The sequence below is a fragment of the Streptomyces sp. NPDC020489 genome, assembly GCF_044386545.1.
In the GTDB taxonomy this organism is placed as follows: Bacteria; Actinomycetota; Actinomycetes; order Streptomycetales; family Streptomycetaceae; genus Streptomyces.
On record NZ_JBIRUZ010000010.1, the window covers coordinates 1 to 22,309 of the forward strand.

A 22,309-nucleotide genomic window follows, 5' to 3' on the forward strand; every position below is an offset into this window, starting at 1 on the left:
CCGTACAACTGGTGCGAGCCGTCGAAGATCGGTGACGGGGCGGCCAACGAGCCCGGCGCGGGGCCGTGCACCCGCGACGACTTCAAGTGCTGGTATCACCAGTCGGTGAGCTGGAAGACGGACTGCTCGTACTCGTGCGGCAACGAGTTCTTCCGGTTCACCTCGCCGGACTACGACGCCGAGCAGGCGGACGGCACCGCCTATCCGCCCAACTGCTCGCGGTCGGGGCTGCCTTCAGGGGCGATGATCGTCGATGATCTGCCGGCGGGGACACCGTCCGTGCGGCCCGGCTGCGGCAACAGTGACTGGTCCAACCAGGGCACCTTCTCCCTCGACTTCGGCGACGGAGAGGCAGGACTGGCCCCCGACGGCCAGACGATCATCGGCACATGGCCCGCGAAAGTGGACCTGCACCAACTCGGCGCCGGCTTCGGCGGCCACTTCTACTTCGGCCACGACCGCTCACAGGGCGCCAAGGGCGAACGACTGAAGATGACCGGCAGTTGGACCCTCAACCAGGCGGTCAACGGCCCGGCCAAAATCTGGGTGCACCTGCCCGACCACGGGGCACAGGCCAAGTACGCCACGTACAAGATCTCTACGGCCAAGGGCGTCAAGACCCGGGTCGTGAACCAGAACGGTAGCTCCAACCGCTGGGTGTCCATCGGCGCGTTCATGTTCGACGCCAAGCCGAAGGTCACGCTGTCGACCATCACCCAGGACGGCACCGGGGACAAGGACATCGCCTACGACGCCGTGGCGGTGCAGCCGATCAGCGGCCGGTTCGTGGAGCGGACCATGACCGCGGCAGCGATCTTCGACCCCAACCAGAACCTCAACTCCAACATGCCGGAGGAGGTGTTCACTCCGCTGCGTACCCAGAAGACCCTCTACGACTGGGCCATGGGCCTGGCGTACAAGGGGCCGCTCTGGTCCAACCCGGGCGGAGCGGACGCAGTCGGTATCACGGGCGCCGCACGCTGTCCGACGGTCGTCCCGGTGGGTGAGTGCAGCGGGCAGCGGACCTATGACGAGGCCAAGAAGTGGTACGAGGACATCAAGGCGGGCGGCTGGACGCCGAACGCGAACGGTTCGGCGCCGGCCATGTCGGTACCCGTGTGGATGGCCATGTCCAACAGGCGCCCGGACCCGTCGCAGCCGGCGAGCGTGGCACTGAAGGGCGAGGACAGCTACAAGATCAAGAGTGATGTCGAGGTCAGTTTCATCGTCGACGACTCCACCGGGAAGATCGTATCGGGGAGCGAGTCGGCGGACTACCAGGTCCGGATCGGCAACGCCCACCTGCCGCACTACGTGACCGGCATCATCCAGGCCATCGAGTCGGACTACGGCATCACCAAGCCCGACATCGACTACATGACGTACGACGCACTCGAGTACGGCAAGGACATCCACGCCCGGCCGTACATCGACGGCAACACCCCGGGGCAGGTCTTCTTCCCGCACTTCCGGGGAGCGCGGCTGAACACGGACAAGACGTGCGTGGACTTCCGGGCCGTCGGCGGCGGTGTGCATGGCTACCGGCCGATGATCGCGCACAAGTACATCAACGACAACGTCAAGGCGTGGGTGGACAAGGTGAAGGCGCACCCCGAGACCAATGTCATGGTCCGGAACTTCGCCGGCGAGATGTACTCGATGTTCTTCAAGAACAGCGGGGGCAACAACATCTTCGGCAGCCAGATCGGCAATGCCCCGCCGATCTGGCAGGACATCGCGGCCGCGTTCTGCGCGGACGGCAGCGTCAAGCCGACGCACCTGGTGGAGAACCGTGACGCGGTCCCCTCGAACGGCATCGTCTGGCAGAGCTACATGCCCGACCTGTACCTCTACGTCGACGACCGGTTGACCGACAACCTCGGCCGGCCGTCGAACGGGCGGATCAAGCTGGGAGACTGGGTCAACTTCTCCAACATTCCCGGCGTCAACAGCATCGGAGGGAACGCCTATGGGAAGTGCAACGCGACAGACCGCGGCAGCGGCGGCAACCCCTGGGCCGTCGACGCTCCCGTGCCGGTAGTCGGCGATGGACCCGGCGAACGTCCGGCGGGTGTCGTGCACTGTGATGCCGCGACCACTGGGTTCCTCGACAACTACACGCCATAGGGCATAGGACCGGATGTGCCCGGGGCCGCTCTCTCGCGGTCCCGGGCACACTGGTGGAAAGGAACAGACCATGGGTGCCGGCATCCTCCTCGTGCCGCTGGCCGTCTACGTCCCCCTCATGGCGCTCTTCTGCGTCAAGGTCGGAGACAAGACATCCTGGAAGGTGGGCTGGGCGATGGCGGCTGCCTGTATCTTCCTGCCGCTCGCTCTCGTCGTCGCCATGGCCGTTTCCTGAGCGGAAGCGAAGGAGAAGGGGGGCGCCCGGCCTCTGCCGGGCGCCCTCGTTCTTTTTCGTCCCTCAGTTCCGGTTCAGCTCGAACCAGACGACCTTCCCGGTGCTGAGCCGGGTCGCGCCCCACCGCCGGGCCATCTTGTTGACCAGGTACAGCCCGCGTCCGCCCTCGTCGGTGGCCCGCGCCTGCCGCAGCCGCGGCAACTGCGGTACGTCGTCACCGACTTCGCAGCGCAGTACGTCGGTCCGCAGCAACCGCAGGGTCACCGGCCGCGACGCGTACCGTACGGCGTTGGTCACGACCTCGCTAACCAACAGCTCGACGGAGTCGCTCAGTTCCTCCAGCCCCCAGCGGGACAGGGCACGCCGGGCCAGCCGCCGGGCCCGCCCCGGTGCCGCGTCCTCGGGCTCCAGGAACCAGTACGCCACGTCACTGGGCGCGATGCCCTCGAAGCGGGCGGCGAGCAGCGCGATGTCGTCGTCCCGGTCACCCGGCCCGAGCATGTCCAGCACCTCGTCGCACAGCGCCTCCAGCGGCGGCGGATGGTCCGGCCCGGTCAGCTGCGCGGTCGCGGCGAGCTTCTCCCGCAGCTGCTCTATGCCGGTCCACACGTCCCGCAGGCGCGACTCGACGAGCCCGTCGGTGTAGAGCAACAGGGTCGCCCCGGCGGGTGCGTCCAGCTCCACGGCCTCGAAGTCCACACCGCCGACGCCGATCGGGGCGCCCGGCGGCACCCGCAGCACCTCGGCCCGGCCGCCCAGGTGGAGCAGGACGGGCGGCGGATGGCCGGCGTTGGCGATCGTGATCCGGTGCGACACCGGGTCGTAGACGGCGTAGAGGCAGGTCGCCATGCGGTCGGTGCCGAGGCGCTGGGCCTGCTCGTCCAGGTGGTGCAGCACCTCCTGCGGCGGCAGGTCCAGGCCGGCGAGGGTCTGGGCGGTGGTCCGCAGCTGGCCCATGATCGCGGCCGAGGTCATGGAGTGGCCCATGACGTCACCGACGACCAGCGCGACCCGGCTGCCCGGCAGGGGGATGGCGTCGTACCAGTCGCCGCCGACCCGCGCGGTCTCCGCGGCCGGCAGATAGCGCGAGGCCAGCCGGACCCCTGTCGGACGCGGGAGCGTCTCGGGGAGCATGGTGCGCTGGAGCTCGTCGGCGATGTACGCCTCACGGCCGTACAGGACCGCTTTGTCGATGCCCAGCGCGCTGTGCGTGGCGAGTTGGGCGGCGACCAGGAGGTCGTCCGACTCGAAGGCCATCCGCTCGGGGCGGCGCAGGAACAGTGCGGCGCCGATGACCCGGCGCCGGCCGCGCAGGGGGGCGAGGATCGCGCGCCGCCCGCCCGGGACGACCAACTCGCCGCCCTCGCCGAGGAGTTCCGGCAACGCCGCGCGGGCCGCCGGAGAGTCCGTGAAGACCGGGCGGACCCCGCGCAGCACCTCGGCGAGCGCGCCGCCGGTGCGGACCTCGCACAGCTCGGCGGTGACGGCGGCCAGTTCGGTCAGCTCGGTCGGCTCCGGCTGGAGCGTGGGCGCGCCGAAGCCGCCCTCGGTGTCCCGCTCCTCCGGTATCCGGTCGGTGCGGCGCAGCCGCAACACCAGCGGTCCGGTGGGGCGTTCGTCACCGACCGGCAGCGGGTCGCGCAGATAGACCAGGATCGCGTCCGAGAAGGTCGGTACGGTCGCCCGGCACAGCCCCATCACGATCTCGTCCAGGTCGATGCCGCGGGCGATCCGCCGGGTCGCCGCACCGACGAAGCGCAGCCGGTCGCCGTCCCGCCGCATCGGCGTCGGCCGACCCGGCGTCACACCCTGCCCGGTGCGCCGCTCGGGGCCGTCGGACGCGGCCTCCGGCTGGACGGGGATGCCCTCGGACACCGGCCGCGGCCGATGGGTGTCCGGCTCGGCGGCCGCCGTGGGCTGGGAGTGCTCGGGGTCGCCGCCCGGCGACGGCGAGGTGACGTCGGCCCCGGACGGCGGTGTCTCACCGGCCCGGGCCTGTGCCGGTAAGGCGCCCTGCGAGGGCGTGGAGGCACGCAGGAGCGCCCCGCGAGGGTCCGCGGGGCCGGCGCCCGGCTGGGGGCGCTCGAAGGAGGTGGGCTGCTCCGTCACGCGTGTCGAATCCGTCCGTCGGTGGCTGCGCGCCGCGCGCTCAGTTCGTCCCGCCGAAATGCCGATACCCGGTACTCGTGCCCCAGGAACGGAATTCCATCGTGGTCAGAGGCTGTTCCTGTGCCGGCGGCGGAGCGACCGGCCCGCACAGGGCCTGTGTCGCCGGTGTCGCCCTCGTACCCCTCGCTCACGTCCTGCCCGCCCCTCGGTGACGAATGGTCAAGCTCGATGCACGCTCCGCCAGTTGCCGCCGCGCGCTCTTGCGGAGGACGATCCTACGTTTGTAGCCCGGGGGCGCATCAAGGGTCTCATGAGGACACGTGCGCGGGCGTGCGGTCCCAGTCTTCCGGCAGCAACGGTACCGACCAGGACGGATCCGGGCGCCAGTGCTGCCAGCCGTCCGAGTACGGCGGGCCCCAGGCGCGGATCACCTCCACCGCCGCCCGCCCCGCCTGACGCACCTGTTCGGCCCGCGCCCGGCTCATCAGCCCGTCCCGCTGCGCCTGCGCGAACTCGTCCTCGTCACGCCAGTGCCAACTGCGGTCCGGGTGCACGGAGATGTCGAGGAAGTGGTCCTCGGAGTCGACACCGCCCTCCCAACGGGCCAGCGGCTCCTCCAGGTTCACGTACCAGTTCTTGAACCGCCAGCCCGGCTCCCAGAACAGCCACACCGACCACGGCTCACCGGGCCGCGCCAGCTTCAGCACCCCGGTGCCGAACCAGCGGTCGCGCTGCACGGTGCGCGGCTTGGTGTACCGGGTCTCCAGCGGCTCCGCGTGCACCGGGGTGCCGTCGGCGAGGACGGGCTTCACACACTCGGTGCCGGGAGCCATCCACACGGCCAGCACCTCATGGTCGTCCCGGACGACGGTGACGGGGCGCGCGATGTGGAAGCGCGGGCCGGCGTTCTCCCGGTACCGCCACAGGATCTGACTCCCCGGCTCCCAGAAGGACGTCGACGTACCCGCGTTCACCGCTCTCACCGCTCCACCGTCTGCCATGAACAGATATTAGGTGCCCCGGGCATACGACGCTGCGGCACGCGTCACGGTTCGCGTCCGGGACGGCAATGGTTACGGCCGCGTCATCCGCAGGACATCCAGCGCTTCGTCGAGCTGTTCCGCGGTCAGGTCGCCGCGCTCGATGTACCCGCCCTCCAGTACGACCTCACGAATGGTCCTGCGCTCCGCGAGGGACTTCTTGGCGACCTTGGCGGCCTCCTCGTACCCGATGTACTTGTTCAGCGGCGTGACCACGGAAGGCGACGACTCGGCGTACTCACGCGCGCGTTCCCGGTGCGCGACGATCCCGTCGACGGTCCGGTCGGCCAGCAGCCGGGTGACGTTGGAGAGCAGCCGGATGGACTCCAGGACGTTCTTGGCGATCACCGGCAGCATGACGTTGAGCTCGAAGTTGCCGGCGGCTCCGGCCGTGGCGACGGTCGCGTCGTTGCCGATGACCTGGGCGCAGACCATGAGCACGGCCTCCGGGACGACCGGGTTGACCTTGCCCGGCATGATCGACGACCCGGGCTGGAGGTCGGGCAGGGAGATCTCGGCGAGCCCGGTGCGCGGCCCGGAGGCCATCCACCGCAGATCATTGGCGATCTTGGTCAGCCCGACCGCGATGGTCCGCAACTGCCCGCTGGTCTCCACGATCCCGTCCCGGGCCCCCTGCGCCTCGAAGTGGTCGCGGGCCTCGGTCAGCGGCAGCCCGGTGACGCGGGCCACCTCCTCGATGACGGCCGCGGGGAACCCGGGCGGGGTGTTGATCCCGGTCCCGACCGCGGTGCCGCCCAGCGGCAGCTCGGCGAGCCGGGGCAGGGAGGCCTCCAGCCGCTCGATGCCGTACCGCACCTGGGCGGCGTACCCCCCGAACTCCTGCCCCAGGGTCACCGGGGTGGCGTCCATGAGGTGGGTCCGCCCGGACTTCACCACGTCGGCGAACTCCTCGGACTTGCGCGTGAGGGAGTCGGCGAGGTGCTGGAGCGCGGGGACGAGTTCGCGGGTGACGGCGGCGGTGGCGGCGATGTGGATGGAGGAGGGGAACACGTCGTTGGACGACTGCGAGGCGTTGACGTGGTCGTTGGGATGCACGGGACGCCCCAGCCGCTCACTGGCCAGGGTGGCGATGACCTCGTTGGTGTTCATGTTGGAGGAGGTCCCGGACCCGGTCTGGAAGACGTCCACCGGAAAGTGCGCGTCCCACGCGCCGTCCGCGACCTCGGCCGCCGCCTCCTGAACGGCCTCGGCGATGTCCTTGTCGAGCACCCCCAACCGCGCGTTGACCTTCGCGGCGGCCCCCTTGATCCGCGCCAGCGCCTCGATGTGCGCGCGCTCGATCCGCTGCCCGGACACGGGGAAGTTCTCGACGGCACGCTGAGTCTGGGCCCGCCACTTGGCGTCGGCGGGGACGCGTACCTCGCCCATGGAGTCGTGCTCGATGCGGTAGTCGCTCATACCCTCTACAGCGATCGGCGCGGCATGGATGTTCCGATGCCGGGCCGCGGAGTGGTCCCGAGGCATCCAGCCACCGCGGTGCCGGCGATCGCCGCGGCGCCGACCTTCTCCCGCGCGCAGCCGGTACCCGGACTCCGTGCTCGCGGAATTGGCGTAATTGCGTCATTCCTCGCGATGTGAAACGTCCGGACGCGCGCTCATGATTCAGTGGATGTCGGCGCTCAGAGATCCGGCCGCATTTCATCTTCCTGTGACCGGGCGCCACAGAATTCCTACGACATTCCTACGACGGAGGACGCGTGCGCAAAAGGGCTGTACTTTCTGGTTGTGTTGTGGCGATGGCGACCGCGGGGGCCGCACTGGTTTCCGCGCCGACGGCGAGCGCCGCCGGGTACGGCTGCTCCGGGTCGCTGATCAGTACGTATGCGGTGAAGGACAACGGAGGGGTGACCAGAGGGAATGTGTACCTCTACTACAACTCCTCCAACGGGACCAACTGCATGGTGACCGTCAAGAATTCGGCCGGAAAGTATGGAACGCCGAGCCTGACGAATGCGACCCTGGACCGCTGCAGACTGGGGACTTCAGGTTCGAACTGCTACTCGGAGAAGAAGGTGACCGACGAGGGGCTGTATGCGCAGTACGCCGGCCCGGTTTCCTTGTCCGCCGATGGCCACTGCATATCCATATCCGGGCAGATTCACGGGTCATGGGGAACTGCCATCGTCACGCGCGACGGCGTCCACTGCGGGTGACCGGGCGGGGGCGAGACGCATGCCCCCGCCGCACCCGAGGCCCTACGCCAGCCCAGGCCCCCGGACCGGGATCGACGTGAACGTCGGCGCGCGGGCCGGGTGAGGGGCGGAGCCCCTGGTGATGGGACGGGTAGGGGCGGCGGGGGCGAAAACCCTCCCCGCCGCCACCCGAAGGCACTACGCCAGGCCGGGACCGCGCACGGGGATCGACGTGAACGTCGGCGCGGGGGCCGGGTCCTGGAAGAAGTCGTTGCCCTTGTCGTCGACGACGACGAACGCCGGGAAGTCCTCGACCTCGATCTTCCAGACCGCCTCCATGCCGAGTTCCTCGTACTCGACGACCTCGACCTTCTTGATGCAGTCCTGGGCCAGACGCGCGGCCGGGCCGCCGATGGAGCCCAGGTAGAAGCCGCCGTGCGTGGCGCACGCGTCCGTGACCTGCTTGCTCCGGTTGCCCTTGGCCAGCATCACCTTCGAGCCGCCCGCCGCCTGGAACTGCTCGACGTAGGAGTCCATACGGCCGGCCGTGGTGGGACCGAAGGAGCCGGACGCGTAGCCCTCGGGCGTCTTCGCCGGGCCCGCGTAGTACACCGGGTGGTCCTTCAGGTACTGCGGCATCTCCTCGCCCGCGTCGAGACGCTCCTTGATCTTGGCGTGTGCGATGTCGCGGGCCACGACCAGCGGGCCGGTCAGGGACAGCCGGGTCTTCACCGGGTACTTCGTCAGCTCGGCGAGGATCGTGTCCATCGGCTGGTTGAGGTCGATCTTCACGACGTCACCGGACTCGTCCAGGTGCTCGTCCGTCGTGTCCGGCAGGAACCGCGCGGGGTCCGTCTCCAGCTGCTCCAGGAAGACGCCCTCGGCGGTGATCTTCGCGACCGCCTGACGGTCCGCCGAGCAGGAGACGGCGATCGCGACCGGGCAGGACGCGCCGTGCCGCGGCAGCCGCACCACACGGACGTCGTGGCAGAAGTACTTGCCCCCGAACTGCGCCCCGATCCCGATCTTCTGCGTCAGCTCGAAGACCTTCTCCTCCAGCTCCTTGTCCCGGAAGCCGTGGCCCAGCTCCGAGCCCTCGGCCGGGATCTCGTCCAGGTAGTGGGCGGAGGCGTACTTCGCCGTCTTCAGCGCGTACTCGGCCGACGTACCGCCGACCACGATCGCCAGGTGGTACGGCGGGCAGGCGGCCGTGCCCAGCGAACGGATCTTCTCCTCCAGGAACTTCATCATGGAGGCCTCGTTGAGGACGGCCTTCGTCTCCTGGTACAGGAAGGACTTGTTGGCCGAGCCACCGCCCTTGGCCATGAAGAGGAACTTGTAGGCGCCGCCGTCGGTCGCGTACAGCTCGATCTGCGCCGGGAGGTTGGAGCCGGTGTTCTTCTCGTCCCACATGGTCAGCGGGGCCATCTGCGAGTAGCGCAGGTTGAGGTTCAGGTACGCGTCGTAGATGCCCTTCGACAGGGCCTCCTCGTCGCCGCCCTGGGTGAGGACGTTCTGCCCGCGCTTGCCCATGACGATCGCGGTGCCGGTGTCCTGGCACATCGGCAGCACGCCCGCCGCCGCGATGTTCGCGTTCTTCAGCAGGTCCAGTGCCACGAACTTGTCGTTGCTCGACGCCTCGGGGTCGTCGATGATCCGCCGCAGCTGGGCCAGGTGCGCGGGGCGCAGGTAGTGCTGGATGTCGTGGATGGCCTCTTCGGCGAGCTTGCGCAGCGCCTCCGGCTCCACCCTGAGGAAGGTCCGCCCGTCGGCCTCGAAGGTGGAGACACCCTCGGAGGTCACCAGCCGGTAGGGGGTGGTGTCCTCTCCCATGGGGAGCAGATCGGTGTACGCGAACTCAGGCATCTCAGCCCATTCCTCACTCGACAGACGGCGGCCGGCCTCCGTTGGCAGGCCTCACCAGCGTAGAACCTGTCGGAGGCCGGACGTTTGTGAGGTAAGGCTCAGTGAGTTGTCCACAGGCCGCCCGGTCCGCGGTTCGGTCGCAGTTTCGGTCGCAGTTCGGTCGTCCACAGGGCCTAGTCGCGATCTATCGCGTTTGGGTACGCTGCTGTCGTGGACCTTGAGAAGCAGACCCCGCCCGCTGCCACCACCGACCTGCGCGCCTCGGACGCCGACCGCGACCGGATCGCCGACATCCTGCGCGAGGCCCTGGCCGAGGGCCGCCTCACCGCCGACGAGCACGCCGAGCGGATCGAGGGCGTGCTGGCCGCCAAGACGGTCGGCGAGCTGGACGCCTTCATACGGGACCTGCCCGCCGCCCACCAGCCACGCCGGGCGCCCACCGCCCCCAACCGCCCCACCGTCGGCGCCGTCCCGATCGACCCCGACGAGAACGTGGTGGCGGTGTTCAGCAGCGCCGTCCGCAAGGGCCGCTGGCGCGCGGGCCGCCGTATCCACGCGTACGCGATCTTCGGCAGCGTCGAGATAGACCTCAGCGAGGCCCTCTTCGCGTACCAGCAGGTCGTGATCAAGGCGATCTCGGTCTTCGGCAACGTCGAGGTCCGCGTCCCGGAGAACATCTCGCTGCGCGGCACGGGCGGCGGCGTCCTGGGCAACTTCGAGGTGCACACGCTGGATTCGGACGACCCCGAGGCCCCGGTCGTCTACGTCGACGGATGGGCCGTTCTCGGCAACATCGAGGGCCGGCCCAAGCGGGGCAAGCGTGTGGCGGACATCCTGGACCGCGTCCAGCACAAGGTCGACAGGAGTTTGCGCAAGCATCTGGATCGTTGACGGTTGTGAATCGGGCGGGATGTGAAGCGATCGGTTCCACTCAGACCCCAGCACCGGACCACCCGTAATCCAGCGGTACGGAACTCAGTGCATAGGCACGCGCACAGCGGGTAGGCCTTGCTGCATCGTCTCTCGCTCGCGAAGCCGTCGTCAGGAGTAGACCGTGCTGCAACCGCCGCATTCGTCCCTGCAAGTAGCTGCTGTACCGGCTCAGCGGGTGCCAGTGCGAGACAGGGACCAAGACGCGCCGTGGCACACCGAGGCGGTGTGCCGGCGCGACGAGGCCGGACTGTTCTTCGCCCCTTCCAAGGAGCCCACCGCGGCTCGGCTCTCCCGCGAGGAGGCCGCCAAGCGCGTGTGTGCCCGCTGTCCGGTCATGGTCGAGTGCCGCGAACACGCGCTCCTGCAACCCGAGCCCTACGGCGTCTGGGGCGGTCTCACCGCCGCGGAACGCCGCGTGGTCCTGGCCCGCCGCAGGCGCCGCGACATGGAACTCCAGAAGGCGGCGCGGGCGGCCCGCATACCCCAGGCCGGCTGACTCCAGTCCGGCGCCGACTCCGCAGACCGACGAAAAGGGCGCCCCCACCGCACCGGGGGCGCCCTTTTCCGTGGGCCGGAGCCGCTACTTGGCGCGGTCGAAGTCGATCGCGCTGTAGGCCCGCAGCTTCCTCAGCCGGTGCTCGGACTCGATCCTGCGCACCGTCCCCGACTTCGACCGCATCACGATCGAGTCGGTCGTCGCGGTCTCCGACCGGTACCGCACACCCCGCAGCAGCTCGCCGTCGGTGATCCCGGTCGCGACGAAGAACACGTTGTCCCCGGAGACCAGGTCGTCCGTGGTCAGCACCCGGTCGAGATCGTGGCCCGCGTCGATCGCCCGCTGCCGCTCCTCCGCGTCCTTGGGCCACAGCTTGCCCTGGATCGTGCCGCCTAGGCACTTCACGGCACAGGCGGAGATGATCCCCTCCGGGGTGCCGCCGATGCCCAGCAGCATGTCCACGCCGGTGCCCTCGCGCAGCGCGTAGATGGACCCCGCCACGTCACCGTCGGAGATCAGCTTGATGCGCGCACCCGCCTCCCGGATCTCCTTGATGATCCCCTCGTGCCGGGGACGGTCGAGGATGACGACGGTCACGTCCTCCGGTGTGGACCGCTTCGCCTTCGCGACCCGCCGGATGTTCACCGACACCGGCGCGTTGATGTCGACGAAGTCGGCGGCCTCGGGGCCGGTGACCAGCTTGTCCATGTAGAACACGGCGGACGGGTCGAACATCGACCCGCGGTCCGCGGCGGCCAGCACGGCGATCGCGTTGGGCATGCCCTTGGCGGTCAGGGTGGTGCCGTCGATCGGGTCGACGGCGATGTCGCACTCGGGCCCGGTGCCGTCGCCGACACGCTCCCCGTTGAAGAGCATCGGGGCCTCGTCCTTCTCGCCCTCGCCGATGACGACCACGCCGTTCATCGACACGGTGGAGACGAGGGTCCGCATGGCGCGCACCGCGGCGCCGTCGGCGCCGTTCTTCTCGCCCCGCCCGACCCAGCGCCCCGCGGCCATGGCGGCTGCTTCGGTGACCCGAACGAGTTCGAGGGCGAGGTTACGGTCGGGGGCTTCGCTGGGGACTTCGAGTTCGGAGGGCAAGTGATGATGCTCGGTCATCGAGGCGCACCTTTCTGATACGACGACGGCCGGATGAGGGTATGGCCACGACTCTATCGTTAGGCAGACAAAATGAGCAGGGGACCCCACGGATGAGCGGACCAGGGCACCTGCGACGATGGGGGCGTGGCAGGTTCGAGCGGCAAGCAGAAGACGGTCCGGGACATGGTGATCTCCCTGGGCGTGATCAGTCTCATGGCGGGGGTCATCTACCTCTTCATCCCGCACGACGACTCCCCTCAGGAGATCAAGCGGGTCGACTACCGCGTCGAGCTGCTCACGGCCCGACGCGCCGCGGCCTACCCGGTGCTGGCTCCCGAAGGGCTGCCGAAGACCTGGAAGGCCACCTCCGTCCGGTTCGACGCCGCGGAGTCCGACTCCTGGCACCTGGGCTTCCACACCCCCGGCGACGACTACGTCCAGATCGAGCAGTCGACCCGGAAGCCGGCCGTGGACTTCATAGACGAGGCCAGCCAGGGCGGCGAGAAGACGGACACCACCGAGAAGATCGGCGACCGCACCTGGACGCGCTACACCGGCGGCCGCTACGACGCCCTGGTCCACCAGGCCGACGGCGCCACGACCGTGGTGGCGGGCACCGGCTCCTTCGAGCAGCTGAAGCAGATGGTCGAGGCACTCAGGGCGAAGTGACCCCCGCAGCACGAAGAGGGCCCCCGGCGGCGAAACCGGGGGCCCTCTTCGTGCCGTTCGTGCTGTCCCTGCCGTCGTGCGTACGGCCGGCTCAGACGGTGGTGACGACCTCGTCGTAGGCCAGGCGCGGGGCGCGCGGGTGGGACGCGTCCTCGGCCGGCCGGCCGATGTTGACGACCATCAGCGGGGTGTGGTCGTCGTCGAGGAACTCCTTGCGGACGCCCTCGAAGTCGACGCCGGTCATCGGGCCGGCGGCGAGCCCGGCGGCGCGGACGCCGATGATGAAGTACGCGGCCTGCAAGGCGGCGTTCAGCGTGGCCGCGCTCTCGCGGACCGGGCGCTCGCTGAAGAAGACGTCCTTGGCCTGCGGGAAGTGCGGGAGCAGCCTGGGCAGTTCCTCGTGGAACTCGTTGTCCGCGGAGAGGATCGCCACGAGCGGGGCGGCGGCCGTCTTGGGCTGGTTGCCCTCGGCCATGTGCCGCACCAGGCGCTCGCGGGCCTCGGGGGAGCGGACCAGCGTGATGCGCAGGGGGGTCTGGTTGAAGGCGGTCGGGCCGAACTTGACCAGGTCGTAGATCGCCTGGAGCTGCTCGTCGGTCACCGGCTCGTCGGTGAAGGCGTGGGCGGTGCGGGCCTCGCGGAAGAGCAGGTCCTGGGCGGCGGGGTCAAGGACGAGAGACATGGCGTGAACCTTCTTGGGGACGTACGTCGGATCCGGGTCGCGGATCGGCTGACACGGATGACTGTACGCGGAACATGTTTAAGGTTCAACAAAAACGGGGGTGTGGTGACCCGCTTCACAACTCGACTGGCCCGTCACCCGGCGTCCGGCCCCTCCTCGCCCGCCCCGCCCTCGCTCTCCTCCGCCAGGGCCGCGTCCAGCCGTGCCCGCGCCCCGTCCAGCCAGCGCCGGCAGACCTTGGCCAGCTCCTCGCCCCGCTCCCACAGCGCGAGGGACTCCTCCAGCGTCGTACCACCGGCCTCCAGCCGCCGTACGACGTCGATCAGTTCGTCCCGCGCCTGCTCGTACCCGAGCGCCTCATCCACTGTGCTGGTCATGCGCCCACCCTAAGCATCGGCTCGGACATCGACCTTCACGCGGAACTCACCCTCGGCGACCCGCGCCCGCAGCACCTCGTCGCCGTCGACCTCCTCCGGGTCCCGCACGACATGCCCGTCGGCCTTCTGGAGCACGGCGTACCCGCGCTTGAGGGTCGCGGCGGGGGAGAGGGCGACCACGCGCGCGTGCGTGTGCGTCAGCTCGGAGTCGGCGCGGTCCAGGAGATGGCCGAGGGTGCGGCGCGCCCGCTCCACCAGCGAGGAGACCTGGTCGGCCCGCTCGTCGATCATCCGGTGCGGATCCTGTATCGACGGCCGGGCGAGCGCGTGGGCGAGCCCGCGCTCCTCCCGCTCGACGATGGCCTCGACACACCGCCGGGCCCGGTCCCGCAGCATCCGCACCCGCTCGTACTCCTCGCCCACGTCCGGCACGACCTTCTTGGCCGCGTCGGTCGGGGTGGAGGCGCGCAGATCGGCGACGTGGTCCAGCAGCGGGTTGTCCGGCTCGTGCCCGATGGCGGAGACGACGGGGGTACGGCAGGCGGCGACGGTCCGTACGAGCTGCTCGTCGGAGAAGGGCAGCAGATCCTCGACGCTGCCCCCGCCGCGGGCCACGATGATCACGTCGACGTCGTCGTTCTCGTCGAGCTCCTTGACGGCCTGCACGACCTGCGGCACCGCGTGCACGCCCTGCACCGCCACATTGCGCACCTCGAAGCGGACGGCGGGCCAGCGGTGCCGGGCGTTCTCCAGCACGTCCCGCTCGGCGGCCGAGGCCCGCCCGCACACCAGCCCCACGAGCTGCGGCAGGAACGGCAACGGTTTCTTGCGCTCGGGCGCGAACAGCCCCTCGGCGGCGAGCGCCTTCTTCAACTGCTCGAGACGGGCGAGCAGTTCCCCCACCCCGACCGGCCTTATCTCGGCGGCCCGCAACGACAACTGCCCGCGCGGCGCGTACCACTCCGGCTTCGCGAGCACGACGACCCGCGCCCCCTCGCTCACCACGTCCGCGACGGCGTCGAACACCTGCCGGTAGCAGGTGACGCTCACGGAGATGTCGTACGACGGGTCGCGCAGCGTCAGGAACACGACCCCGGCGCCGGGGCGGCGGGAGAGCTGGGTGATCTGGCCCTCCACCCAGACCGCGCCGAGCCGGTCGATCCACCCCCCGATCAGCCGGGAGACCTCACCGACGGGCAGCGGTGTTTCGGCGGACGTGTTGAGAGCCATGCCGCGAGCGTAACGGCCCGCACCGACAACACGGGTCAGGCCTCGGACGGACCGCCCCGCCCCCGCTGCACCCACAGGACCCCGAGTCCGAGCACGAACCACACCGCCCCCACCACCTGAGCCGCTTCCGACGCCTCCACGATCACGGCCACCGTGATCGCCGCCCCGAGGACCGGCACCAGCACATGCCGCCACCAGCTCACCGCCCCGCCCCGCCGCCGCACCGCGAACCACCCCACCACGCTCGCGTGCAGCAGCGTGAACGCCGTGAGCGCACCGATGTCGACCACCGACACCAGGTGGTCCATCCCGTCGTCCCGGCGGGCCGCCCACACCGCCGCGACCAGCGTGACGACCGCCGCGCAGAGCAGCGCCACGCGCGGCACGCCGGCGTCCGTCCGCGACAGCGCGCGCGGCAGCCGCCGGTCCCGCCCCATCGCGAACAGCAGCCGCCCGGCCGCCGCCTGGCCCGCCAGCGCCGCGAACGCCGCGCCGATCGCCTTGCTGACGGCCACCAGGTCGTGCAGCCACGTCCCCACCGACGCGTCCACGGCGTCGTAGAAAGCGGACCCCTGCTGCTCCGGCCGGGCCGCGAGCTGCGCCGAGGACACCGGCTCCAGCAGCGCCACCAGATAGGTCTGCCCCACGAACAGCACACCGGCCAGCGCCAGACAGAACAGCACCGCCCGCGCCACCTTCGCCGACCCGCCGGTGACCTCCTCCGCGAAGGACGCGATCGCGTCGAAGCCCAGATACGACAGCACCGCGATCGACACCGCCCCGATCACCGCGGACAGCGCGAACGCCCCCTGGGTGCCGTCGCCGGACAGCGGCGACAGCCACCCCCGTTCGGCACCGTCGCGCGCGAGGACGACGACCGCGCTGACCACGAACACCAGCAGGACCACGATCTCCATCGCCAGCACCAGGAAGCCGACCCGGGCCGCGACCCGTACGCCCCACACGTTCAGCAGGGTCGTGACGACCACCGCGAGCGCCGTCCACACCCACCGCGACACCTCCGGGACCAGCGCGTTCATCGCGATCCCGGAGAAGAGGTAGGCCACGGCCGGGATGAGGAGGTAGTCCAGCATCGCCATCCAGCCCGCGACGAACCCCGCCTCCTTGCCGAGCGCCACGCGCGCGTAGGCGTACACCGAGCCCGCGCGCGGGACGACCCGCACCATCTGCGCGTAACTGAAAGCGGTGAACGCCATCGCGACCGTGGCGACGACGTAGACCAGCGCGACCGCCCCGTGCGACCGGGCGTCGAGCGTGCCGAACACGCCGACGGGCGCCATGGGAGCGATGAAGAGCAGCCCGTAGACAACCAGATCGCGAAAGCCGAGGCTGCGGCGCAGGCCGTCACCGGGTTCGGCGGTCCTCGCCGTCGTCGCCGTCTCGGACATCGGTGCCTCCGCCGGTGTGTCGTCCGTCCTCTGCCGTCGCGGGTTCCCCGCCCTTCACACGTTCCGGCCAGTCTCACCCGCCACGCGATCTTTGACGCGTCGAGCGCGGCCTTACGATGGGACGCATGACTGCTTCGCCTGGCCGCCGTGTCCTGCTCGCCGCCCCCCGGGGCTACTGCGCGGGCGTGGACCGCGCCGTGATCGCCGTCGAGAAAGCCCTGGAGCAGTACGGCGCTCCGGTGTACGTCCGGCACGAGATCGTCCACAACAAGTACGTCGTGCAGACCCTGGAGAAGAAGGGTGCGATCTTCGTCGAACGGACCGAGGAGGTCCCCGAGGGGAACATCGTGATGTTCTCCGCGCACGGCGTCGCCCCCGTCGTCCACGAGGAGGCCGCGCGCGGAAAGCTCGCCACCATCGACGCGACCTGCCCGCTGGTCACCAAGGTCCACAAGGAAGCCGTCCGCTTCGCCAACGAGGACTACGACATCCTCCTGATCGGGCACGAGGGCCACGAGGAGGTCATCGGCACCTCCGGCGAGGCCCCCGACCACATCACCCTGGTCGACGGCCCCGACGACGTCGCCAAGGTCGAGGTCCGCGACGAGTCGAAGGTCGTGTGGCTGTCCCAGACCACGCTGAGCGTGGACGAGACGATGGAGACCGTCGACGCCCTGAAGGAGAAGTTCCCGCAGCTCATCTCCCCGCCGAGCGACGACATCTGCTACGCCACGCAGAACCGTCAGCTCGCGGTGAAGCAGATGGGCGCCGAGGCCGAGCTGGTCATCGTGGTCGGCTCCCGCAACTCCTCCAACTCCAAGCGACTGGTGGAGGTCGCCAAGCTGGCCGGCTCCCGCGAGGCCTACCTGGTGGACTTCGCCAGCGAGATCGACGAGGCCTGGCTGGAGGGCGTGACCACGGTCGGCGTCACCTCCGGCGCCTCGGTGCCGGAGATCCTCGTCGAGGAGGTCCTCGAGTACCTCGCCGAGCGCGGCTACGGCGACGTGGAACTCGTCAAGGCGGCCGAGGAGTCCATCACCTTCTCGCTGCCCAAGGAGCTCCGCCGGGACCTGCGCGAGGAGGCTGCGGCCCTGGTCGCGCAGCGTAAGGGCACCGCAGTCGAGTGACTGTCGGTCGTCCGACGTAACGTAGAGCCATGCAGATCTTCGGTGTGGACATCGGCGGGTCCGGGATCAAGGGTGCCCCTGTGGACCTGACCAAGGGCGACCTGGCTCAGGAGCGCTGCAAGGTGCTCACCCCGCACCCGGCGACCCCGGACGCGGTGGCGGACGGCGTGAAGGAGGTCGTCGACCACTTCGGCTGGACGGGGCCCGTCGGGCTCACGTTCCCGGGCGTGGTCACGGGCGGGGCGACGATCCGTACGGCGGCCAACGTCGACAAGGACTGGATCGACAAGGACGCGCGCGCGTTGTTCAGCGAGCGGCTCGGTGGTCTGCCGGTGACGGTCGTCAACGACGCGGACGCGGCGGGCGTCGCCGAGATGGAGTTCGGCGCCGGGCACGGTCGCAGGGGCACGGTGTTCCTGCTGACCTTCGGCACCGGAATCGGCAGCGCCCTGTTCGTCGACGGCGTCCTGGTCCCCAACACCGAGCTGGGCCACCTGGAGCTGCACGGACACGACGCGGAGAAGCGCGCCTCCAGCAAGGCCAAGGAGGACGGCGACCTGTCGTGGGAGCACTGGGCGCACCGCGTCCAGAAGTACCTCGCCCATGTCGAGATGCTCTTCTCGCCCGAGCTGTTCATCATCGGCGGCGGCGTCAGCCGCAAGTCCCAGAAGTTCCTGCACTACATCGAGGGCATCAAGGCCGAGATCGTCCCGGCGCAGCTCCAGAACAACGCGGGGATCGTGGGCGCGGCGATGCAGGCGGCCAAGAACTAGGGCCTGTTGCGAAAGTGGCCTCTGCCGCGCGACGCCCGGCACGCACTCTCGCCGCACCGCCCGAAAGCCCGAGTACGCCCAGTACGAGGGCTTCCGGGCGGCACGCCGAGAGCACGCACCGAACGCCGCGCGGCCGCCCTCCGGGCGACGAGGCCACTTTCACAACAGGCCCTAGGCCCGGCCTAGACCCGGCCGTTCGCCCGGCGCCTGCGGTTCACCAGCCGGATCCTGCGCACGGTCACGATGAGACCGGCGATGAGTGTCCCGCCGTACAGCCAGCCGGCCTGGGTGGCGAGGGCCGTCACCAGACCCATCAGCCGGCTGCCGAAGCCGTCGCCGTCGGCCACCGGCAGCACGCCCACGGCGAAGGCGATCGGCACCACCACCGGTGCCGTCGCCAGGTCGCCCCGCCGTACCCAGACCGCGGTCAGCACGCAGACCGGCAGGAACAGCACCCCGTAGACCGTCGGTGACGATCCGAACAGCAGCGCGTCGAGCGTGCCGAGCAGGAACATCGCGGCGCCGCAGAACAGCCCGCCGCCGAGGCCGGTGAGCCGGGGGTTGGGAAAGCGGCGTACCGCCTGCACGACCGGGGGAGCGGGGCGCCGTACGGCCGCCGTCGGACGGCGCCCGCCGCGGGCCGCCTGCGGGGGCAGGGAAGGCGCCTCGCGGCGTGCTCGGATGTGCGGGGGTCGCGTCCTGTGTTGCTCCACTGGACCAACTTAGGACGGTTTATATGCAGAATCGCCTCTCAGACACGCCGAGGGGCGGAGCTTGGCCATGTGTTCGACGGATCGCGGGGGCGGGTCCGGGCACGCCGTAGACTGGTGGATCGGCCCCGCAGAGCCTGTGTCACCGGGCGGGCCCTGCCTCCTCAGTCCTCTCCTCTCACGTACGGGAAGTCGCAACGTGTCGCTCACGATCGGAATCGTCGGTCTGCCGAATGTCGGCAAGTCGACCCTGTTCAACGCCCTGACCAAGAACGACGTGCTCGCGGCCAACTACCCGTTCGCCACGATCGAGCCCAATGTCGGCGTGGTCGGCGTCCCGGACCCGCGCCTGGCGAAACTGGCCGAGATCTTCTCCTCCCAGAAGGTCCTCCCGGCGACCGTCGACTTCGTGGACATCGCGGGCATCGTGAAGGGCGCCTCCGAGGGCGAGGGTCTGGGCAACAAGTTCCTCGCGAACATCCGTGAGTCCGACGCGATCTGCCAGGTCATCCGTGCCTTCAAGGACGAGAACGTCGTCCACGTCGACGGCAAGGTCTCGCCCAAGGACGACATCGAGACGATCAACACCGAGCTGATCCTCGCCGACCTCCAGACCATCGAGAAGGTCCTGCCCCGCCTCCAGAAGGAGTCGCGGATCAAGAAGGACATCGCGCCGAAGGTGGCCGCGGTCGAGGCGGCCAAGGAGATCCTGGAGAAGGGCGACACCCTGTTCTCCGCGGGCATCGTCCAGGGCTCCGGCAACGAGGAGCTCCTGCACGACCTGCACCTGCTGACCACCAAGCCCTTCCTCTACGTCTTCAACGTCGACGAGGAGGAGTTGGTCGACGAGGCCTTCAAGGACGAGCAGCGCGCCCTGGTCGCCCCCGCCGAGGCGATCTTCCTCAACGCCAAGCTGGAGGCGGACCTCGCCGAGCTCGACGAGGAGGACGCGATGGAGCTCCTGGAGTCGGTCGGCGCCGAGGAGCCGGGCCTGACGACGCTGGCCCGCGTCGGCTTCAACACCCTCGGCCTCCAGACCTACCTCACGGCAGGCCCCAAGGAGTCCCGCGCCTGGACCATCAAGAAGGGCGCCACCGCCCCCGAGGCCGCCGGCGTGATCCACACCGACTTCCAGAAGGGCTTCATCAAGGCCGAGGTCATCTCCTTCGAAGACCTGGTGGAAACCGGCTCCGTCGCCGAGGCCCGCGCGAAGGGGAAGGCGCGGATGGAGGGCAAGGACTACGTCATGCAGGACGGGGACGTGGTGGAGTTCCGCTTCAACGTGTGAGCGGCCTGTCACCGCACGCCAGGTGATTCGTCGAGCGGGCAGGTCAGAAGGGGTCGGCTCCTGCGGGAGTCGACCCCTTCGTCGTCACCGTGCTGGATGTCCGACGTCTGGTCAGCCGGCTCGGGTGCCGTGACGGTGGAGACGTCGTCCCTCAACCCCCCGCCACCGCCCGGCAGGCCGCCGCGTACCCCCGTACCAGTGGCCGTCGGCCGTCCTCGGTGCGCCAGGCCAGGGCGTAGCGGGTCGGGGTGAGGCCGTGCACCGGGCGGGTCACCACGCCGCCCAGGGTGATCAGCGGGGCGTTGCCCTCGGCGACCAGGCAGATGCCGAGGCCGGCGACCAGGGCCTCGTACGTCTCCTCCGTGCCGGCGATCTCCGCGCCGATCCGGACCGGGCGGCCGGCGCGTTCGTCGAGGGCGAGCCAGTGGTCGCGCAGCGGGCCCGCGCTCTCGGGGAGGGCGAGGAAGGGCTCGTCGGACAGGTCGGCGAAGGTCAACTCGGCGCGGCCCGCGAGGGGGTGGGTGTCCGGGAGGGCGACCAGACGGGGCTCCTCGGCGACGACCGTCCAGGCGTAACGTCCCGCGTCCGGCAGCGGCAGCCAGACGAAGGCCACGTCCACGTCCCCGTCCGCCAGACCCGCCGTGGGGTCCTCCCAGCTCACCTGGCGCACCCGCAGCACCGCCTCCGGGTGCGCGGCGGTGAAACGGGACCGGATGGCGGGCAGCAGTCCGCCGCGCCCCGGGCTGGTGCTCATCCCCACGACCAGCGTGCTGCGCTGCGCCGACCGGGCCGTCTCCACCGCCGCCGCGCCCGCCGCCCAGTCCTCCAGCACCCGCCGCGCGTGCGGCAGCAGCGCCTCACCCGCCCCGGTGAGCGCCACCCCGTGCCGGTCGCGCCGGAACAGCTCCACGCTCAACTGCCGCTCCAGCGCCCGTATCTGTTTGCTCAGGGCGGGCTGGGACACGTACAGCCGCTCGGCCGCGCGCGTGAAGTGCAGTTCCTCGGCCACCGCATGGAAGTAGCGCAGATCCCGTAGGTGTACGTCCGTTGTCATAGCCATCGGTTATCACCGTGGGTCTTGGACGGGCAACCGCCTTTCACAGCAGGCTGGTTCACGAACCGATCGACAAGGGGAACGACATGAACAAGGTCTGGCTGATCACGGGCGCGAGCAGTGGCTTCGGGCGGGAGATCGCGAAGGCGGCGCTGGCCGACGGCGACATCGTGGTGGGCGCCGCCCGCCGGCCCGAGGCACTGGACGACCTGGTCGCCGCCCACCCCGACCAGGTGGAGGCGCTGCGCCTGGACGTCGCCGACACGGCGGCCGCCGAGGCGGCGGTACGGGACGTGGTGGCGCGGCACGGGCGGATCGACGTCCTCGTCAACAACGCCGGCCGCACTCACGTCGGCGCCTTCGAGGAGACCGGGGACGAGGAGCTGCGGGCCCTGTTCGACGTGCACGTCTTCGGCCCGGCGGCGTTGGTGCGTGCCGTGCTGCCGTCGATGCGGGAGCGGCGCACGGGGGCGATCGTGCAGATGAGCAGCATGGGCGGGCAGATGTCCTTCGCGGGCTTCGGCGCCTACAGCGGTACGAAGTTCGCCCTGGAGGGCATGTCCGAGGCGCTCGCGGACGAGGTCGAGGAGTACGGCATCAAGGTGCTGATCGTGGAGCCGGGCGCCTTCAGGACCTCGCTGTTCGAGGCGGACCGGGCGGGGGCGAGCACGGACAGCGGCGTCTACGCCAAGGTCAGCGGCACCCGCGGTGCCATCGCCGGCGGTGACGGCTCCCAGCCCGGTGACCCGGCCAAGGCCGCCGCGGTCATCCTGTCTGCCCTCCGGTCCGACCGCACCCCGCTCCGCCTCCCGCTCGGCGACGACGGCGTGACGGCGGTCCTCGACCACCTGGACCAGGTCCGCGAGGACGTCGTGGCGTGGGAGAAGAGCACCCGGGCGACGGGCTTCGACGACTGAGCAGGACCGCCGG

Annotated in this window: 20 protein-coding genes and 1 pseudogene; 10 read left to right on the forward strand and 11 right to left on the reverse strand. The window is 70.1% G+C overall.

What is annotated here, in order from left to right:
* Positions 1-2,127: pseudogene (locus tag ACH41F_RS25815) on the forward strand (hypothetical protein); the annotation flags it as partial.
* 70 nt (positions 2,128-2,197) lie between these two features.
* Positions 2,198-2,362 carry a hypothetical protein gene (locus ACH41F_RS25820; protein WP_391245516.1) on the forward strand — a complete coding sequence of 55 codons (165 nt, stop codon included), beginning with the start codon at positions 2,198-2,200 and terminating at the stop codon, positions 2,360-2,362.
* Positions 2,363-2,425: 63 nt separating this feature from the next.
* Here ACH41F_RS25820 and ACH41F_RS25825 read toward each other — a convergent pair whose 3' ends face one another.
* From ACH41F_RS25825 to ACH41F_RS25835, 3 genes are all read right to left on the reverse strand, one after another.
* On the reverse strand, positions 2,426-4,471 hold the full coding sequence (locus ACH41F_RS25825; protein WP_391243566.1) for a SpoIIE family protein phosphatase: 2,046 nt from the start codon (positions 4,469-4,471) through the stop codon (positions 2,426-2,428).
* A gap of 308 nt (positions 4,472-4,779) precedes the next feature.
* Positions 4,780-5,472, reverse strand: a complete 693-nt coding sequence (locus ACH41F_RS25830; protein ID WP_391243569.1) for a DUF402 domain-containing protein — start codon at positions 5,470-5,472, stop codon at positions 4,780-4,782.
* 72 nt (positions 5,473-5,544) lie between these two features.
* On the reverse strand, positions 5,545-6,930 hold the full coding sequence (locus ACH41F_RS25835; protein WP_398837722.1) for a class II fumarate hydratase: 1,386 nt from the start codon (positions 6,928-6,930) through the stop codon (positions 5,545-5,547).
* Between the two features lie 299 nt (positions 6,931-7,229).
* Between ACH41F_RS25835 and ACH41F_RS25840 the strand changes: the two genes are divergently transcribed.
* Complete coding sequence (locus ACH41F_RS25840; RefSeq protein ID WP_398837724.1) at positions 7,230-7,685, forward strand: hypothetical protein; 456 nt, start codon at positions 7,230-7,232, stop codon at positions 7,683-7,685.
* 177 nt (positions 7,686-7,862) lie between these two features.
* On the opposite strand, the gene ACH41F_RS25845 is transcribed toward ACH41F_RS25840, so the two are convergent.
* Positions 7,863-9,530 carry a FumA C-terminus/TtdB family hydratase beta subunit gene (locus tag ACH41F_RS25845; protein ID WP_391243578.1) on the reverse strand — a complete coding sequence of 556 codons (1,668 nt, stop codon included), beginning with the start codon at positions 9,528-9,530 and terminating at the stop codon, positions 7,863-7,865.
* Between the two features lie 210 nt (positions 9,531-9,740).
* Between ACH41F_RS25845 and ACH41F_RS25850 the strand changes: the two genes are divergently transcribed.
* On the forward strand, positions 9,741-10,421 hold the full coding sequence (locus ACH41F_RS25850; RefSeq protein WP_391243582.1) for a DUF1707 domain-containing protein: 681 nt from the start codon (positions 9,741-9,743) through the stop codon (positions 10,419-10,421).
* Between the two features lie 163 nt (positions 10,422-10,584).
* Positions 10,585-10,959, forward strand: coding sequence for a WhiB family transcriptional regulator (locus ACH41F_RS25855; protein WP_391243585.1), 375 nt, complete (start codon positions 10,585-10,587; stop codon positions 10,957-10,959).
* An 84-nt stretch (positions 10,960-11,043) separates the two neighbouring features.
* Here the strand turns inward: ACH41F_RS25855 and glpX are convergent, their stop codons facing one another.
* Positions 11,044-12,078, reverse strand: coding sequence for a class II fructose-bisphosphatase (gene glpX, locus ACH41F_RS25860; RefSeq protein ID WP_391243588.1), 1,035 nt, complete (start codon positions 12,076-12,078; stop codon positions 11,044-11,046).
* 126 nt (positions 12,079-12,204) lie between these two features.
* Here glpX and ACH41F_RS25865 point away from each other — a divergent pair, with 126 nt between their 5' ends.
* Positions 12,205-12,729 carry a DUF4245 family protein gene (locus ACH41F_RS25865; RefSeq protein ID WP_391243590.1) on the forward strand — a complete coding sequence of 175 codons (525 nt, stop codon included), beginning with the start codon at positions 12,205-12,207 and terminating at the stop codon, positions 12,727-12,729.
* A gap of 91 nt (positions 12,730-12,820) precedes the next feature.
* Here ACH41F_RS25865 and ACH41F_RS25870 read toward each other — a convergent pair whose 3' ends face one another.
* The 4 genes from ACH41F_RS25870 to ACH41F_RS25885 form a co-directional block, all read right to left on the reverse strand.
* Entirely contained in the window at positions 12,821-13,411 is a 591-nt protein-coding gene (locus tag ACH41F_RS25870; protein ID WP_391243593.1) for a malonic semialdehyde reductase, read from the reverse strand.
* Between the two features lie 134 nt (positions 13,412-13,545).
* Positions 13,546-13,788 (reverse strand): exodeoxyribonuclease VII small subunit, encoded by a 243-nt coding sequence (locus ACH41F_RS25875; protein ID WP_398837727.1) that lies wholly within the window; start codon positions 13,786-13,788, stop codon positions 13,546-13,548.
* A 9-nt stretch (positions 13,789-13,797) separates the two neighbouring features.
* Positions 13,798-15,018, reverse strand: coding sequence for an exodeoxyribonuclease VII large subunit (gene xseA, locus ACH41F_RS25880; protein ID WP_398837729.1), 1,221 nt, complete (start codon positions 15,016-15,018; stop codon positions 13,798-13,800).
* 35 nt (positions 15,019-15,053) lie between these two features.
* Positions 15,054-16,427, reverse strand: a complete 1,374-nt coding sequence (locus ACH41F_RS25885) for an amino acid permease (protein WP_391243746.1) — start codon at positions 16,425-16,427, stop codon at positions 15,054-15,056.
* Between the two features lie 116 nt (positions 16,428-16,543).
* Between ACH41F_RS25885 and ACH41F_RS25890 the strand changes: the two genes are divergently transcribed.
* Both ACH41F_RS25890 and ppgK read left to right on the forward strand, forming a co-directional pair.
* Positions 16,544-17,554, forward strand: a complete 1,011-nt coding sequence (locus ACH41F_RS25890; protein ID WP_391243602.1) for a 4-hydroxy-3-methylbut-2-enyl diphosphate reductase — start codon at positions 16,544-16,546, stop codon at positions 17,552-17,554.
* Positions 17,555-17,583: 29 nt separating this feature from the next.
* Positions 17,584-18,327 carry a polyphosphate--glucose phosphotransferase gene (gene ppgK / locus ACH41F_RS25895; protein ID WP_391243605.1) on the forward strand — a complete coding sequence of 248 codons (744 nt, stop codon included), beginning with the start codon at positions 17,584-17,586 and terminating at the stop codon, positions 18,325-18,327.
* Positions 18,328-18,509: 182 nt separating this feature from the next.
* Here ppgK and ACH41F_RS25900 read toward each other — a convergent pair whose 3' ends face one another.
* Positions 18,510-19,040 carry a DUF6542 domain-containing protein gene (locus ACH41F_RS25900; RefSeq protein ID WP_398837732.1) on the reverse strand — a complete coding sequence of 177 codons (531 nt, stop codon included), beginning with the start codon at positions 19,038-19,040 and terminating at the stop codon, positions 18,510-18,512.
* A 196-nt stretch (positions 19,041-19,236) separates the two neighbouring features.
* Between ACH41F_RS25900 and ychF the strand changes: the two genes are divergently transcribed.
* Entirely contained in the window at positions 19,237-20,325 is a 1,089-nt protein-coding gene (gene ychF, locus ACH41F_RS25905) for a redox-regulated ATPase YchF (RefSeq protein ID WP_398837734.1), read from the forward strand.
* 151 nt (positions 20,326-20,476) lie between these two features.
* On the opposite strand, the gene ACH41F_RS25910 is transcribed toward ychF, so the two are convergent.
* Positions 20,477-21,385 carry a LysR family transcriptional regulator gene (locus ACH41F_RS25910; protein WP_398837736.1) on the reverse strand — a complete coding sequence of 303 codons (909 nt, stop codon included), beginning with the start codon at positions 21,383-21,385 and terminating at the stop codon, positions 20,477-20,479.
* Positions 21,386-21,465: 80 nt separating this feature from the next.
* Between ACH41F_RS25910 and ACH41F_RS25915 the strand changes: the two genes are divergently transcribed.
* Positions 21,466-22,296 (forward strand): oxidoreductase, encoded by an 831-nt coding sequence (locus ACH41F_RS25915; RefSeq protein WP_391243618.1) that lies wholly within the window; start codon positions 21,466-21,468, stop codon positions 22,294-22,296.
* Positions 22,297-22,309: the final 13 nt, after the last annotated feature.

Coding starts and splice junctions, on each gene's coding strand:
- xseA (WP_398837729.1), bottom strand. CDS start 15,018: ATGGCTCTCAACACGTCCGCCGAAACACCGCTGCCCGTCGGTGAGGTC.
- ACH41F_RS25890 (WP_391243602.1), top strand. CDS start 16,544: ATGGGACGCATGACTGCTTCGCCTGGCCGCCGTGTCCTGCTCGCCGCC.
- ACH41F_RS25830 (WP_391243569.1), bottom strand. CDS start 5,472: ATGGCAGACGGTGGAGCGGTGAGAGCGGTGAACGCGGGTACGTCGACG.
- ACH41F_RS25870 (WP_391243593.1), bottom strand. CDS start 13,411: ATGTCTCTCGTCCTTGACCCCGCCGCCCAGGACCTGCTCTTCCGCGAG.
- ACH41F_RS25875 (WP_398837727.1), bottom strand. CDS start 13,788: ATGACCAGCACAGTGGATGAGGCGCTCGGGTACGAGCAGGCGCGGGAC.
- ACH41F_RS25915 (WP_391243618.1), top strand. CDS start 21,466: ATGAACAAGGTCTGGCTGATCACGGGCGCGAGCAGTGGCTTCGGGCGG.
- ACH41F_RS25820 (WP_391245516.1), top strand. CDS start 2,198: ATGGGTGCCGGCATCCTCCTCGTGCCGCTGGCCGTCTACGTCCCCCTC.
- ACH41F_RS25910 (WP_398837736.1), bottom strand. CDS start 21,385: ATGGCTATGACAACGGACGTACACCTACGGGATCTGCGCTACTTCCAT.
- ppgK (WP_391243605.1), top strand. CDS start 17,584: ATGCAGATCTTCGGTGTGGACATCGGCGGGTCCGGGATCAAGGGTGCC.
- ACH41F_RS25885 (WP_391243746.1), bottom strand. CDS start 16,427: ATGTCCGAGACGGCGACGACGGCGAGGACCGCCGAACCCGGTGACGGC.
- ACH41F_RS25835 (WP_398837722.1), bottom strand. CDS start 6,930: ATGAGCGACTACCGCATCGAGCACGACTCCATGGGCGAGGTACGCGTC.
- ACH41F_RS25845 (WP_391243578.1), bottom strand. CDS start 9,530: ATGCCTGAGTTCGCGTACACCGATCTGCTCCCCATGGGAGAGGACACC.
- glpX (WP_391243588.1), bottom strand. CDS start 12,078: ATGACCGAGCATCATCACTTGCCCTCCGAACTCGAAGTCCCCAGCGAA.